Genomic DNA, 15887 nt, shown 5'->3' with positions numbered 1-15887 from the left:
TCCGGCATGGCGCGTAATGCCATGCCGTCGAGGGTATCCGCATCCCGCCCGGAGTGCGACAACCCGCGGGCGGGGGCGGCCGCCCGATGGTATCGACGGTGGTGCCGGGATGCCTTGTCGCTTCGGTTGCTGGCCATCGGCGAGACGCGCCGGGTGGCGTGCCAGCGAGCCGTCCGGGTCAGTGCCCGGGCGCGGCCCAGGCCCGCACCGCCTCGGCGAAGGCCAGGCAATCGGCGAAGCGGTTGTATAACGGCACAGGAGAGATTCGGATGACGTCCGGCTCGCGCCAGTCGCCGACGATGCCATGAGCCATCAAATAATCGAACAACGCGCGCCCGCGTTCGCGACCACCCAAGACGCGGATGGAAAGTTGCACGCCACGGCGTTCGGGTTCGGCCGGGGTGACGATCTCCAGCACGTCGCCGAGCTGGCTGCGCACCAGCCATTCCAGGTAACCGGTGAGCTGTTCCGACTTCGCGCGCAGGCGGGCCATGCCGGCGCGGTGGAAGATTTCCAGCGACACCCGCAGCGGGGCCAGCGCGAGGATCGGCGGGTTGGACAACTGCCAGCCGTCGGCGCCGGGCGTGGGCACGAATTCGGGGCCCATCTGGAAGCGGGTGGTCTTGTCGTGGCCCCACCAGCCGGCGAAGCGCGGCAGCACGGCCGTGGCGTGGCGCTCGTGCACGAAGGCGCCGCCTACCGCACCCGGGCCCGAGTTCAGGTATTTGTAGCTGCACCAGATGGCGAAATCGGCACCGCTGTCGTGCAATTGCAGTGGCAGGTTGCCGACGGCATGGGCCAGGTCGAAACCGACCATGCAGCCGTGGCGGTGGCCAAGCGCCGTGATGGCCTTGAGGTCGAACGCCTGGCCGGTGCGGTATTGCACGCCGGGCAGCATCACCAGTGCGATGCGTGAACCGTGTTCGGCCAGCGCGCGTTCGATCGCGGCCATCGACAGGGTGCCGTTCGGTTCGTCGCCTTGCAGCTCGATCAGCGCGTCGGCGGGGTCGAAGCCGTGGAAGCGGACCTGCGATTCAAGCGCGTAGCGATCGGTAGGGAAGGCACCGGCTTCCATCAGGATCGCCGGGCGTTCGGCCGTGGGGCGATAAAAGCTCACCATCATCAGGTGCAGGTTCACGCCCAGCGTGTTCATCGTCACCACTTCGGACGGCCGTGCACCGACCACTTCGGCGAGATGGTCGCGCACGAATTCGTGGTAGTTCATCCACGGCAGCTTGCCGGTGAAGTGCCCCTCGACGCCGAGCTCGCCCCAGCGGCCCAGTTCCGCATTCACCGCCTCGTGTACGGCGCGTGGCTGCAGGCCCAGCGAATTGCCGCAGAAGTACACGCCGTCCTTGCCGTCATGCGGCGGGATCAGGAATTCGTCGCGAAACGCGCGCAACGGATCGGCAGCGTCGGCGGCTTGCGCCCAGGCGTGGGTGGCTTCGTAGGCAAGTGGCATGGGTACGTCTCTGATTCGTGCGGAATGACATGGGCGGTGCGGCGACAAAAAAGGATGTCCACGAGCTTTGGGAAAGGTCCGATTTTGCCCGTCATTCCTGCAAAAGCAGGAATCCAGCGCCTTTGCTTTCAATGGCCTATAGACGCTGGATCTCGGCTTGACCGGCCCTTCGGCCGTTGAGAGCCGCTGGGATGACGCTGCTGCAAAGTTTTGGTGCGAAGTGCCAGGCGCCCCGCGGAACAACAGCAGTCAGCCACCGAGCTGGGCGGCGAGGGCGTGACAGCCTTTGTCGAAGGCCGCTGTCCAGGCGGCACCGGCCTGGGTCTGCTGCGGGCGCACGCAGCGCAGCTGGATGGCGCGATCGCCCTTGAACCAGTAGTACTCGAGGTAGTCGAACTGCGCGCCATTCTCGCGTGCGCTATAGGCGTTGCCGTTGATGTCGTCGGGAGGCCGCACGCCGGGCTGATAGCCGGTGAGGCCACGGGCCTTCGCGTCGGCACCGCTGCGGTAAGTGTTGAAGCCATCCAGGTCGGCCACCTTCTTCACCGTGACCGTGATGCGCGCCAGGCTGGTGCTGGCGGTGGGCGACGGATCGGGCACCTGGAACACGTGCACTTCCGGGTCACCCGTGGTCTGCATGATGTCGACCCAGTTGGCCGGCGTGGTGAAGTGCACGCTGCCATCGGCCATGCTGACGTCGTCGGCGTGGGCAAGGGTGGCGGTGCCGGCCAGCAGCAGTGCGGCGGCAAGAATCGTCGTGTGGCGCAACAAGCTCATGCCTGCTCCTGTGGATGGGCGTCATTGATGAAGCGCTGGCGCGGCAGGCCCAGCCATTCCAGTGCGGTACCGTGGAACAGCCGTGCGCGGGTGGCGTCGTCGAGCTTGAGTGCCTCGATGCCGCTGCCGGGCTGTTGTTCCCCCAGCGGGAAAGGATAATCGGTACCGAGCATCACGCGGTCGACGCCGGTCACATCCAGCAGATAGCGCAGGGCGTGGTCGTCGTGCACGCAGGAGTCGAAATACAGCTGCTTGAGGTACTCGCGCGGATTGCGCGGGTTGTCGGTGGCCACCAGGTCCGGGCGCATCTTGAAGCCGTGCTCGATGCGGCCGATGGTGTACGGGAAACTGCCGCCGCCGTGGGCCAGCATTACGCGCAGCTTCGGCAGCCGTTCCAGCACGCCACCGAAGGCCAGGCAGCAACCGGCGCGGGATTGCTCGGCCGGCATGCCGACCAGCCATGGCATCCAGTACTTGGGCATGGACGCCGCGCCCATCATGTCCCACGGATGCACCATCACCGCGGCGCCCAGATCGGCGGCGGCCTCGAAGAACGGGAACAGCTCCGGCGCGTCCAGGTTCCAGTCGTTGCAGTGCGAGCCGACCTGCACGCCGGCCAGCCCCAGCTCGTCGATGCAGCGCTCCAGCTCGCGCACGGCCAGCTCCGGCGATTGCAGCGGCACCGTGCCCAGCCCGGCGTAATGCCGCGGATGGTCGCGGCACATGCCGGCCATGTGGTCGTTCAGATGACGATGCAGCTCCAGTGCCTGGTGGCCCGGCGCCCAGTACGAGAACAGCACCGGCACGGTGGAAATCACCTGCACGTCCACGTCGAAGCGGGCGTAGTCGTCGATGCGCGTCTGCGGATCGAAGGCCGAATCCCACACCTCGCGGAAGAACTTGCCATCCTTGTAGATGCGGTGGCGCCCATCGGTGTGTGTCATCACCGGAAAGCGGTTGTTGCCGTACTTGGTCGCCAGATTCGGCCAGTCACGGGGCAGGATGTGCGCGTGGGTATCGATCTTGAGCATCCTGCGAGTTTAGAACCTCGTGGCATAGGCGTCCCGCCGCGGTCGCACATCGGCAGGCCCGTCACGCAGCAGGGCGCGCAAGCTTGCTGTAGGAGCGGCTGAAGCCGCTCCTACGCCGGGAAAGATCTTGAGCCGGTTCCTAGAACGCCACCGACAGGCTCAGCCGCGCGCCCTGGTCGCGATAGCGCGTGGCGAACTGGCCGAGGTAGCTGACGTCCAGCGTGACGTTGCGTGCCAGCGGAAAGTCCGTGCCCAGGTTGGCGAGCAAGGCATGGCGCGCGAGCGGCACACCGGCAACGGCGAAGCTGTCGCCGCCGGCGGTGAAGCGCATCGTGGCCACCGGCGTGAGGTCGCCCCAGCCCTGCTGCCAGGCGAGGCTGGCGTGGAGGTGCAGGCCGGCCTTCGAGGTGAAGGTATCGCGCAGGCCCAGCGTGGCGCTGCTCACCGAGGGGTCGGCGGCGGCCACCACCAGCGCGGCCTGGCCGTTGCTTTCCCGCACCGCGCCGGCATGCAGTTGCGTGTGCGCCAGGTTCACGAACGGCTCCAGTTGCTGGCCGTGCGGCAGCGTGAGGCGGTAGCCGGCTTCCACGTAGGCCTGGTCGCTGCGGACGTGGCGGCGGCTGGCGAGGCGTTCGTCGAAACCGGGGAAGGCCGCGGTGCGCTGCGTGTCCACGTCCTGCCAAGCGTGGATGGCGGCGGCGCGCAGTTGCAGTGCGCCGAATGATGTGTCGCCATACACGCCCAGTTGGCGGCTGCGCACGTGCGCGGACGAGGCGCGCTGATCCACATCCAGCGAGTTCTGGCCGTGGCCAAGCAACAGGCCCAGGCGGCTGTCCATGCCCACGGTGCGGTCCACGCCCAGCAGCAGGCCGCTGCCGTTGGCGCGCAGCGAGGCCGCATTGCCGTCGCCATCGTCGCGGCCCCAGTGGCCCCAGCCGCTCAGCCACGCGTCGGTACCGTCGGCCGTACGGCCCTCGGTGCCTTCGCCCAGGCCGAGCAGGTGGCGGTTGATCGCGTCGCGCACGTAGCGGTCGTCCTCGGCCAGCGCGGCGAGCGTGCCGGGGTAGATCTCGCCACTCAACTGGTCGAACGCGTGCCGCGCCTGCGGCGCGTCCAGCTTCACCAGCGCGTCGTATACCGGCGTGCCCCAGCCCAGGCTTTCGGCGCCGTGGGCGGCGGCTTTCTGGTTGGGTGTGTGGCCCACGTCGGCGAAGCCGATGTCGTTGCGTTGCAGCGACAGGTTCACCGCATTGGCGGTATAGCTCAGCACCGGCATGAGGAAGGCGAGGCTGGTGCTGGCCGAGGTGAACTGTCCGCTCACTCCGCCGGCTGCCGTCACGATGGTGTAGTCGGTACGCGGTGCCCAGTTGCCCGGCTGCGCCAGTACCAGCGCGCTGCCGCCGAGGATGTCGACCTTGCCGCCCACTGCGAGTTGGTCGGCATGACCGTCGGGCGTGGCATCGATGCGCATGCTGGCACCCTGTTCGAGGGTGGCATTGCCGCTCACGTGCAGCGTGCCGACGGAATTGCCGGGGCTGAGCGTGCCGGCCAGGTCGAGGCCGCCGAGGGTGCCGATGCCGCCCAGCGTGGCGCCGGCGGTCACCGTCACCGTGCCGCCGAGCGTGGCCGAGGCGTGGCTGTCGTCACCCACCACCAGGCTGCCGGCCTGCACGGTAGTGGTGCCGGCGAACGGGTTGGTGCCGTTGACCGTGAGCGTGCCGGCGCCGGATTTCAGCAGCGTGCCGTGGCCGGACAGCGTGCCGTCGAAGCTGCTGTCGCTGGCCTGCGCGATGGACAGCGTGGCGTTGTCGGCGATCGCGCCGCGCAGGCTGGCGGTATCGCCGGCGAGCGTGCCCGCTTCGACCACGGTGCCGCCGGTATAGGTGTTGGCGCCGGTGAGCAGCAGGGTGCCGGTGCCGCGCTTGGTCAGGCTGCCGCTGCCGGACAACGCCTGGTCGACGGTGAAGGTGTTGCCCGCGTCGGCGATGTCGAAGCCGCCGCCGGCGCTACCCAGGGTGAGCGTGCGTGCGGTGCTCCGGAACGCGGTGCCGGTCACGCGCAGCGTGCCGCCGTCGAGGGTGAGGCCGCCGCTGGCCGCGCCGAGGTTGCCATCGCCGGACACGGACAGCGTGCCGCCATCGACGAAGGTGCCACCGGTGTAGGTGTTGGCGCCACCCAGCACCAGGGTGCCGAGGTCGGTCTTGGTCAGGCCGGCGCTGCCGGCGAGCACGTTGCCGATTGTCGCGGTCATGCCCGTGCCCGCGCCGGAACCGTCGCCCACGCGAATCACCGGCGCGCTGCCGCCCGCGCCCACCAAGGTCAGCGTGTCGCCGGTGAGCGTGTAGCCGTCGCTGGCGAATTGCAGGCCGGTGGCGCTGACCGTGCCGGCACCGTTGTCCACCGTGACCGTGCCTGCCGTGCCGCCGAAGATGGCGAAGCCCGGTTGTGGCTGCATCGCCGAGGTGACGTCGGCCTGTGCGTCGGTCCACACCGGCGCGGTGGTCGTCCAAGTGCCGCTGCCACCGCCCATGTGGCTGGCGGTGGCCTGGCCGTTGGCATTCCAGATGTTCAGCGTGAGGCCGGTGGTGGCGATCAGGTTGATCTGCCGGTCGGCGCTGAGCGTCTGCAGTTGCAGGAGGCTGCCGGTCGGCGTGCTGCCGAGGGCCACGCCGCCGTTGGTCTCGATGAGCGAGCCGCCCCAGCGGAATACGTTGTAGAGGCCCGGCCCCATGCCGCCGGCATCGGCGACGTTGAGCACGGCGCCGTCCAGTTCGAGGTTGCCGTCGACCTTCACGTTGTCGCCGGTGCCGAAGGTATGGAGATCCGCGCCGGGGGCGCCGAATTCGTAGTCGAGCACGCTGCCCGATGCGGCGACGAGATTGCCGCCGACGGTGAGCGTGCCGATCGACGCACCGGGTGCAAGATGGCCGCCGGACTGCACGGTGACGTCGCCGCCGATGCGGCCGTGGCCGCCCAGGGTGGCACCGTTTTCCACCTGCGCGCTGCCAGCGATGGCGGCGCTGGCGTGGGCGTCGTCGCCCACGATCAGCGTGCCGCCATGCACGTCGGTGAGACCGGTGTAGGTGTTGGCGCCGTTCAGGACCTGGCGGCCGCCATCGAACAGCAGGCCGCCGCTGCCGGCGATGACGCCGTCGAAGCTGTCGTGGGCACGGCTCAGGGTCAGGGTCTGGCTGCCCAGCGTCACGGCACCGCTGCCGCCCAGGCTGGCGACACTGGCGCCACCACGGGTACCGGCGATGTCGAACGTGCCGTTGTCGATCAGCCCGCTGGACGCGGCGATGCTGCCGGTGCCGGTCAGTGCCAGCGTGCCGGCCGCGATGGTGGTGCTGCCGGTGTAGCCGTTCACCCCGGTGAAGGTCGCGATGCCGAGGTCGTCGTCGAGCACCATGCTGCCGCCGGTGCCGCCGCCGATGCCGCCGTCGTCCAGCGTGCCATCGAAGCTCCAGTTAGACGCGCCGAGGTTGACGGTGAGCGTCTGCCCGCCCAGCGCCACGGTGCCATTGCCGCCGAGAGTGCCGATGCTGGCGCCGGCGCGGGTCTGCGAAATGTCGAGGGTGGCTCCGCCCTGGATGTCCAGGGTGCCGCTGATGGCGCCGTCGCCGGACAAGGCCAGCGTGCCGCAGTCGATGATCGTACCCTGGTACGCATTGGCCTGGCCGGTGACAGTGAGCGTGCCCGTGCCATCCTTGAAGAGGATGCCGTAACCGCTCGTCGTGATCGGGCCCGACAGGGTGAGGTCGAAACCCTGGGTGTCGATGTGGGCGTAGTTGGTGAGGCTGAAAGCGCGCGCCGAAGCGAACGAGGCGCCGGCCTGCAGGGTGGCGTTGTCGATGTCGACCGCGCCGGCGCTGTCGCCGAGGTTGCCGTCGCTGGACACCGACAGCGTGCCTGCGTCGATCGTGGTGCCGCCGCCGTAGGTGTTCGCGCCGGTGAGCACGAGCGTGCCGGTGCCGGTCTTGGCAAGACTGCCGGTGCCACTGACGATGCCGCCGAAGCTGCCGTCGGCAGCCTGGTTGAATACCAGCGCCGCGGCGTCGTCGATGTTGCCGGCCAGGCTGGTGCTGTCGCCGACCAGGGTGCCGGCGGCAATCGACCAGTCCTGCGCAGTGGAGCCGATGCCGGTCAGCGTCCAGGTGCTGGCGCCGCTCTTCTGGTAGCTGGCGAAGCCGGTCGCGGTGCCGGTGTCGAAGGTGTTGCCGCCGATGGCGTTGTCGTCGCCGCCGAGGATGAAGCTGTCGCCGCCGACACCGCTGCCGCTGTTGCTGACCACGTTGCCGGTGATGCTCGAACCCGCACGCAGCAGCAGGGTGTTGCCGCCGCCGGAAAGCACCACCGCGTCGGCCTGGACACCGCCGACGGACGACTGTCCGCCGATCAGGCTGCCGCTGTTGTCGATCGACGTCTGGCCGCTGGCGACGATGGCTGCCGCGCCGGTGTTGGCGTCCTGGCCGTTGCCGCCCTGGATGGTGCCGCCCGCGCGATTGACGATGACGGTCGCGCCCGTGCTGTCGTCGGGGGCGGCGATGTCGTGCACACGGATGGCGGTTCCGGCGATGATGCCACCCGTACCTGCGATGGTGCCGCTGTTGTCGATGCTGGCGCCGCTGGTGGCGGCGATCGCGGTACCACCGCTGGTGCTGATGTCGCTGAGGCCGCCGTCGTCGCCGAGGATGGCGGCGCCCGACTGGTTGACGATGCTTACGTTGCCGCTGGCGTCGATGCCGGTGCCGCCGAGGTTGCCGCTGCCGACCACGCCACCATAGCCGCCGCGGATGACGCCCCCGCTGCGATTGGTGACGGTGGCCTGCTCGCCGCTGGCGACGGCGATCGCGATGCCGGTGCCGCCGTGGCCGCCGCCGTTGTTGGAGCCGCCGTGGCCGCCTTCGATCAGCCCGCTGTTGCCGATGGTCACGTTGCCCGTGGCCTGGATGCCGTCGCCGCCGGTGCCGTTGCCGTTGAATCCGCCGGTGGCGTTGGCACCGATGCCGCCACGGAGGGTGCCGGCGTTGTCGATGATGAAAGTCTGCGCGCCGCTGGTGACGGCCGCGATACCGCTGCCGCCGATGGTGTAGTTGTCCAGGGTGTCGCCGCCGGCGATGCTGCCACCGGCCAGGTTGGTGACGTGGCTGCCGTTGCCGCCCGTGATGCCGGCGCCGGCGGCGGTGTGTGCGTCGCCGCCGGCGATGCTGCCGCTGTTGGTGACGAGGGTGCCGTCGCCGGCCAGGTCGATACCGGCCCCGCCTTCGCCGGCCACGCCGCTGAAGCTGGTGATGCCGCCCGAGGCGCCGCCCGCGCCACCGGCGATGCTGCCGCTGTTGGTCAGGTTGCCGCTCGCGCCCGACACCAGGATGCCGTCGCCGCCGCCACCGCCGCCGCCGCTCCATTGGCCGCTGCCGCCATTGCCGCCGTTGCCGCCGGTGATGTTGCCGGCGTTGGTCAGCACGGCGGCGTCGGTCAGCGTCGCCAGCCCGGCACCGCCGGCGCCGCCGCCGCCGCCGATGCGGTCGCCGTTGCCCGCGTTGCCGCCGTGGCCGCCGGTGATGGCCAGGCCCGCGCCGACGGTGATACCCGTATCTGCGGTGTACACGCCGTCGCCGCCGCCACCGCCGCCACCGCTCATGAAGCTGGTGCCGGGGTCGGTTTGGCCGTCCGTGCCGTTGCCGCCGGTGACCGGTGTATTGCCCATGGTGGTGGCCCCCACGCTGCCGCCGTTGCCGCCGGCACTGATGGCCGAACCGCCATGGCCGCCGGCACCACCGTTGCCGTTGCTGCCGGCGACGCCCGCCCAACCGCTGCCGCCCTGGCCACCGCCGCCATTGCCGTTGCCACCGCTGCCGCCATAGGCGCCACTGCCGGCACCGCCAGCACCGCCCTGGCTGCCGCCCACGGTGGCCCATACCTGCAGCGGCGCCAGGCTGGCCGACAGCGCCACGGCGCAGGCCACGGCGAGCAGGCGCCGGGATAGGCGCGAGGTCGTTGCGGCGGCAGTGCCGTGACGCGGCGGCATGGCCAGTTCCGAAGCCACCTGCATGACGCGCAGGGCGCGGTTCCAGACCAATCGGTAGGTGCGGTTCATTGCGGGAATTCCTCGAACAGGGAAGTGATGTAATGGGGGCACGCGTGCGCGGCCGGGGCGGATGCGTCGTGGAAACGGTTGCGGCGCGCGCCCGTGGCAGGAGGTTCGGTCGGGACTGCGGTCTACCAGGGCGGCCAGTCGGGCGCAGGGCATGCGTGCACGGACGAATCGCGACGCACGCGGGCTTGCATGCTGCGATTACCGGCAGGCTTGTCCATCGCACGAGATCCCCTGTAGCCACGCTTGTGCCGCAGGGCTTCGTGCCGCCGGGCAAGTCGTGGATTGTGGCAACGTACCGATGCCTGCGTTTGATCGGGATTGCTGTCGCCGTGTTATCCCGTCACAGCAGCTTGATCATCACCGTGACGGATTGCTCGCCGCCGACGTTACGCCATGGCGGTGCCTCGTAGCGTTCCATCGCCGGTGCCATGCCGAAGCGTTCGCCGTGCTTGTTGAGCCACACCGGGCTGATCGCGAAGTACACGGGGAAGATGCCGGCATACGGGCCGTCGTGGCGCAGGCAGGCATAGCGGCCGGGCTGTACGGCGAAGCGTTCCAGCGGCGCCGGCAGTGGGTCCGGGATGCCGGGGTCGGCCACCATGCAGAAGTAGCGGATCAGGCCGTTCGGGGTGATCTCCGGGTTGTCGCGGATCAGCGCATAGGCGGCCAGGCCATCGGGCTCGATGCCGTGGTTGTGCAGCAAGGCGGCGAAACGCAGCCAGTAGTCCTCGGCTTGGTCGTAGCTGCCGTGGAAGCGGGCGCCGACCAGCGACAACGGGAGTTGTGTCTCCACCCGGACGCGGCGCGCACGCTGCAAGTCGTCCGGCGTGATGTCGATGACCGCCGCGCGCGCCAGTTCGCGGTAGCGGGTGGGTGGCAGGCCGAACTGGCGCCGGAAAGCGTGGTTGAACGCGGCGAGGCTGCCGTACCCCACCGCGGCGGCGACGTCCTGTGCGGCGAGCGGCGAGGCCAGCAGCAGGATCGCTGCGGTATCCATGCGGATGCGCCGCACATAGCCATTCACCGTCTCGCCCATCACGTCGGCGAACAGGCGGTGGAAGTGGAACGGGCTGAGCCTGGTTTGCGCCGCCAGCCCGGCCAGCGTCGGTTCGTCGGGAAAGCCGGCTTCGATCACGCGGATTGCCGCCAGCACGCGCGGATCTTCGATCAGCATGGGCGGCAGGTGCCGACGCACGTGATGCACGTGTGGGCCGGCGGGCGGAGCGTCGAAACGCAGCGGATTGACGTCATCCTGCTCTTGCGGGTCGATGGCGGCGGTCTCCAAGGGGGAACGTTGATGATAAGTGCAGCGTCGCGGATGTCGGCATGCGGCAGTGCGAACGGGCTCACGCCACGGGTTGGCGGGCATCGACCGCGCGCATGGCTTTTCTGCCGGGTGCGTGGCCATCGTTTGTCGTGAGGATGGCCTCAGCGTCGGAGCATCCCAGACCGGCCCGCGGCTACCGGGACTGCCCTCTGGAGGGCTTCGGGACGCCGTGTCGAGACGACGCTTTCAGGCCACGTGCCCGGCGGGACTGTGGCGATCGTCCAGCGCCGTCAGCTGCGGGCTGCGGCCGGTGACATGGGCCAGCGTGTTGACGTTGTCGGTGAGGCGATCGCTGATGCGTGCCAGCAGATCGGCGTTACCGTGCGCGCCGCTGGCGGCAAGGCGCAGGGCGAGTTCGCGCTGCATGGCACGCAGGTCCGGCAGCGCATCCGGTGCGCGTCGCTCGCGCAGGGCATCGGCAATCGCGTGGGTGGCATCTGCGGCGGACCCGATGAAGCGGCAGGTCGCCTCATGCTCAGGCAGGGTGTCGCGTTCGTCCAGCAGCGCCTCGAACGACATCGCCGTCCGTGCCAGCCGGTTGCCGTTGGCGAAGAGCGCGCTGGCCAGGTCGAACAGTGCCGGCGGGGTGGCAGGCTCGACGCGCATGCGCTCCAGCGAGGCCTGGGCGTTGGTGCGCGCGGTGCGCGCGGCGGTGCGCGTTTCACGGTGCACGTCGCGTTGCCCGGGTTGCGCCAGCGCGGCGAGGTAATCGGCATAGGCGGACAGCATGGTCGACAGCGCGGCGCGTGCGCGGCTGCGCTCCCAGGTGGGCCACACCACGTAGGCCAGCAGTGCCATGCCCGAGCCGAGCACGGTGTTGATCACCCGGTCCATCACCGCTGCGCCGGAGCCCACGCCCTCGAACGACAGCAGGATCACCACCGTGCCGGTCAGGGTGGCCACGGCGATGCCGTAATGCGCGCTGGCCAGGTAACGGAACGCCACGCACAGCAGCCCCATCAGTGCGAGATGGGCCCAGGGTGCGTCGGGCGTCACGTACAACAGCACGGTGGTGAGCAGCAGGCCGAGCACGGTGCCGACCACGCGCAGCAGGCCGAAATTGAAGGTGGCGGCGAAATCCGGACGCAGCACGATGGCGGCGGTCATCGGCAACCAGTAACCGTGCGGGAGCTGCCACAGGCGCGAGACGAGCAGGGTGAGGCTCAGGCAGGCGGCGCAGCGCAGCGCGTGGCGAAAGGCGACCGAACGCATGGTGAAGTTGGCGCGCAGCGTGGCCCATGTTGCGCTGCCGCGCAGCGCCCGCGGCAGGCGTGTTTCGGCGGCGGCGGCGCGTTCTTCGCCGCGGCTGCCGGCCCAGTTGGCATTGCGTACCGCGGCCGCCAGCTGGCCGGACAGTGCATGGAAGTGTGCAGCCATGTTGCGATGGGTGGTTTCGTCGCCCAGCAATGCTTCCTGGCTGGCCTGCAAGGTTTGCAGGGCGTGCATCGCCCGACTCGGGCTTTCGCCCGCATCCAGGGCCTCGGCCACGCCTTGCAGTACGCGGGCGACATCGGCGCGCAGCAAGGCGTTGGCGCCGGGAGCGGCGTAGGCCTCGGCCATCGCCACCAGTTCGAGCCGGATCCGTTCGGCCAGTTCCAGCAATACGCCGAACGCCTCCATCGCGCGGCCATGGGCGCGATGGCGGCCGAGCAGGGTCTGCTGCAGCGTGGTCATCGCGTCGGTAAGCGCGGGGGCATCGGCGTCGTCGTGCGTGGCTTCCTGCGCGAGCGCGGCAAGGCCGCGATACACCTCGGCCAGTGCGTTGCGCTCCGGCCAGTAGCGCTGCAGTGGCCATGCGGCCACCGAAAACAGTGCCAGCAACAAGCCACCGGCGAAGATCAGTGCGGAAGCGGCGATGGCCTCGACAGGCGACGGGATCGGCTCGGCCGCGGTGATCACCAGCAGGATCATGCTGGTCATGCCCACGCGCGCAATGTCGGTACCGAACACCACCAGCAAGCCGCCGAGGAAGCCGGTCGCTAGCGTGGCCAGCAGCATCGGCAGCAACTGATCGCCGATCAGGAAGCCGCACAACGAGGCTAGCCCGGCCGCCAGCGAGGCCAGCAACAGGCGCGCGATGCGCTGGCGGTAAGGCCCGGGCTGGTCGGAAAACATCGTGTCCAGCGCACCCGCGCCAATGCCCAGTCCGATCGCCGTATGCCCGGTGGCCATGCCGATACCCAGCGGCAGTACCACCGCCGCCGTGTTGCGTATCGCCACCCGCAACGGCACGTCCGGCCGCTTGATGCGGGTCAGGCTTTCGACGAGGTGGTTGCGGAAGGAGTAGCTGCTGGGGGGCATGGAGCAGGAGTGAGTGGAGAGGAGTGAGAAGTGAGCGAAGAGCGGCGACTCTGCAAGATTACCCCGCTGCCTGCTCTGATGGTCTGCAGCCGTGTCAGACAGGAGGCGTGCGAGTAGCTCCGGGCGCCCGTCCTCTCACTTCTCACTCCTCGTCTCTCACTCCTCGCTTTCAGGCGCGCCCGGCGAACTCGCCCGTCAAGGTGTTCACCCACACCTTTTCATCGTTGCTGATGTACTCGGGCACCTGGATCTCCACGCCGGTGTTGAGCTTGGCCGGCTTGTTGCGCTTGGTGGCGCTGGAGCCCTTCATTTCCGGGGCGGTATCGACCACGGTCAGGACCACGCTGCTCGGCACCTGCAGAGCCACCGGGGCGTCGTCGATCAGTTGGACGTAGTAGCCCTCCAGGTCCTCGACGATGTAACCGGCGTTGTCGCCCACCAGTTCGGGACCCAGCAGGTACTGGGTGTAATCCTCGGCATCCATGAAGATGAAGGCGTCGCCGTCCATGTAGGAGAAATTGGCAGCGCGGCGCACCAGTTCCATTTCCTTCATGTCGTCATCGGCACGCAGGCTGAGATCGAATTTGCGGCCGCCGGGGATCGAATACAGGGTGAAGCGGAACGTGACGTTGCCGCCACGCGCACTCGGCGAACTGCGTTCGATGTCGCGCACCTGGTAGACGGTGCCGTCGTGTTCGACCACATTGCCTTTCTTGACGTCGGAAGCTTTCATAAGTCGGAAGTGAGAGTTGAGTAGTGAGAAGTGAGAGAAGAGCCGAGGGATGCGGTGCAGGGGAGGGGGCGAGCTTTCTCTCGCTCCTCACTCCTCTCCACTCACTCCTCGCTTACTTGGGTTGCAAACGCACCGCACCATCCAGGCGGATGGTTTCGCCGTTGATATAGCGGTTGCCGAGGATAAACGCCACGGTCTGCGCGAATTCCTCCGGCTTGCCCAGGCGCGAGGGAAACGGGATCGAGGCGGACAGCGACTGCTGCACGGATTCGGGCATGCCGTCGACCATCGGGGTCCAGAAGATACCCGGCGCGATGGTGGCCACGCGGATGCCAAAGCGGGCCAGCTCACGCGCCATCGGCAAGGTCATGCCGACCACACCGCCCTTTGAGGCGGAGTAGGCGGCCTGGCCGATCTGGCCCTCGTAGGCGGCCACGGAGGCGGTGTTGATGATCACGCCGCGCTCGCCATCTTCGCCGGCCTCGTTGCCCTGCATCAGCGCCGCGCCGGCCTTGGCCACGTTGAAGCTGCCGACCAGATTCACCATCACCGTGCTGGCGAAGGTGTTCAACGACATCGGGCCTTCCTTGCCCAGCACGCGACCGGCGCCGAGGATGCCGGCGCAGTTCATCACCACGTTCAGCCCGCCCATCGCCTCGCGCGCGGCGGCCACGTTGGCGCTCACGCCATCCTCGCTGGTCACGTCGGTGCGGAAGAAACGGGCGGCAGCGCCCAGTTCCTTTGCCGCGGCCTGGCCTTTTTCCTCGTTCACGTCGAACAGCGACACCTGGCCGCCATGGGCGACGAGATGCTGTGCCACCGCGTGACCGAGACCGGAGGCGCCACCAGTGATGATTGCCTTGATTTGATCGAGTTGCATGGGAGTCCGCCGAAAGGAAAGTCAGTGGACAAGTTTAGCCGAGCCCGAGCAGGTGCCGCAGTGCCGGATCATCGGCCAGCGCGGCGAAGGAGCGTACGGGGGCGGGCGGGGGCGTCGGCGCCTGCAAGGTCAGCTGCCACACGCCCACGTCCCACCATTGCCCCAGCTTCCAGCCGCATTGCCGCCACACGCCGGCCGGCGCGAAGCCCAGCGATTCGTGGAAAGTCACGCTGACCGGGTTGGGCACGGTGATGACACCCACCGCCTGGGTCAGGCCCTGCAGGCGCATGGTTTCCAGCAAGGTGGTGTAGAGCCGCCGTGCGATGCCTCGCCGCTGCGCATCGGCGTGCACGTAGATCGAGGTTTCGGCGATCCAGTCGTAGGCGGCGCGTTCGCGGAAGCGGCCGGCATAGGCGTAGGCCAGCACCTCGCCGTCTTCGTCCCAGACCAGCCACGGATAGTGCGGCAGGCGCGCGCGGATGCGCTCGCGCATGGCGTTCACGCCGGGCAGTTCGGTTTCGAATGTGGCAACGCCGTCGGTGATGTGGGGAGCGTAGATCGCGTGGATGGCGGCCGCGTCTTCGTCGCGGGCAATGCGGATGGTGGCGGTCATGGCGCGGGTGTTCACAGTTCGCGGAGGTAGTAGCGGTCGCAACCGTGGTGGCCGGTGCCGCCCATGGCGCTGCAGATCATCTGGAAACCATTGCGCTTGTACAGGGCCTGCGCCGCATCCATGCCGGTCAGTGTTTCGAGGTAGCAGCGGCGGAAACCGAAACCGCGTGCCGCATCGAGACAGCGCTGCATCATCGCCTGGCCCGCGCCGATGCCGCGTGCTTGCGGCAGGAAGTACATCTTGCGCAGTTCGCACACATCCGGTTCACCGTCGACCAACGGCGCCACGCCACCGCCACCCATGACGATGCCTTCGCGTTCGATCACGAAGTAGGCGCTGCGTGGCTGCGCGTAGGCAGCGGACATACCGTCCACCTCCGGATCGTGGATTGCGAAACCGGGACCATCGGCCCCGAACTCGGGCATCACGCTGCGGATCACCGCTGCCATTGCGGCATCGTCGCGCGGCTCGATGGGGCGGATCAGGAACGACGATGGCATGGCGGTTCCGGGCAGGTGGGGATGAGCGATTATTCCATTTTGGCGCGTGCGTACCAGTGGCCTTCGTAATAGCATCGACGCCCCGCTTTTAGCAGGCTGTTGAGAAACCTCTGCGCATCGCTGCGGTCATAGACGTTCTCAATCACTGACCGCCCGATCCGATGCG

General features: G+C 68.7%; 10 protein-coding genes. All 10 read right to left on the bottom strand.

Annotated elements, in window-relative coordinates; genetic code table 11:
- Positions 1-178 precede the first annotated feature (178 nt).
- Positions 179-1462 carry a kynureninase gene (kynU, locus tag AB7849_RS11660; protein ID WP_008211935.1) on the bottom strand — a complete coding sequence of 428 codons (1284 nt, stop codon included), beginning with the start codon at positions 1460-1462 and terminating at the stop codon, positions 179-181.
- Positions 1463-1711: 249 nt separating this feature from the next.
- Positions 1712-2239, bottom strand: a complete 528-nt coding sequence (locus tag AB7849_RS11655) for a hypothetical protein (RefSeq protein WP_369501092.1) — start codon at positions 2237-2239, stop codon at positions 1712-1714.
- The gene (locus AB7849_RS11650; protein ID WP_092703262.1) at positions 2236-3270 is read right to left on the bottom strand and encodes an amidohydrolase family protein; all 1035 of its coding nucleotides are present in this window, start codon (positions 3268-3270) and stop codon (positions 2236-2238) included. Before AB7849_RS11650 ends, AB7849_RS11655 begins: the two co-directional genes overlap by 4 nt.
- Before the next feature lie 139 nt (positions 3271-3409).
- The gene (locus AB7849_RS11645; protein WP_369501091.1) at positions 3410-9367 is read right to left on the bottom strand and encodes an autotransporter domain-containing protein; all 5958 of its coding nucleotides are present in this window, start codon (positions 9365-9367) and stop codon (positions 3410-3412) included.
- Between the two features lie 340 nt (positions 9368-9707).
- Positions 9708-10652, bottom strand: coding sequence for an AraC family transcriptional regulator (locus AB7849_RS11640; protein ID WP_008215763.1), 945 nt, complete (start codon positions 10650-10652; stop codon positions 9708-9710).
- 228 nt (positions 10653-10880) lie between these two features.
- A complete protein-coding gene (locus AB7849_RS11635; RefSeq protein ID WP_008215761.1) occupies positions 10881-12995 on the bottom strand; it encodes an FUSC family protein in 2115 nt (704 codons plus the stop codon).
- 169 nt (positions 12996-13164) lie between these two features.
- The gene (gene efpL, locus AB7849_RS11630) at positions 13165-13728 is read right to left on the bottom strand and encodes an elongation factor P-like protein EfpL (RefSeq protein WP_008215758.1); all 564 of its coding nucleotides are present in this window, start codon (positions 13726-13728) and stop codon (positions 13165-13167) included.
- Between the two features lie 112 nt (positions 13729-13840).
- Positions 13841-14608: an SDR family NAD(P)-dependent oxidoreductase gene (locus AB7849_RS11625; protein WP_008215756.1), complete on the bottom strand. Its 768-nt coding sequence runs from the start codon at positions 14606-14608 to the stop codon at positions 13841-13843.
- Between the two features lie 34 nt (positions 14609-14642).
- Positions 14643-15221, bottom strand: coding sequence for a GNAT family N-acetyltransferase (locus AB7849_RS11620; protein WP_008215753.1), 579 nt, complete (start codon positions 15219-15221; stop codon positions 14643-14645).
- Between the two features lie 11 nt (positions 15222-15232).
- A complete protein-coding gene (locus AB7849_RS11615; protein WP_008215752.1) occupies positions 15233-15721 on the bottom strand; it encodes a GNAT family N-acetyltransferase in 489 nt (162 codons plus the stop codon).
- Positions 15722-15887: the final 166 nt, after the last annotated feature.

The organism is Rhodanobacter sp. FW021-MT20 (genome assembly GCF_041107475.1).
Taxonomy (GTDB): Bacteria; Pseudomonadota; Gammaproteobacteria; order Xanthomonadales; family Rhodanobacteraceae; genus Rhodanobacter_A; species Rhodanobacter_A glycinis.
Note: the sequence above shows the minus strand (reverse complement) of the source record. Positions and strands in the feature narration are given on the sequence as shown.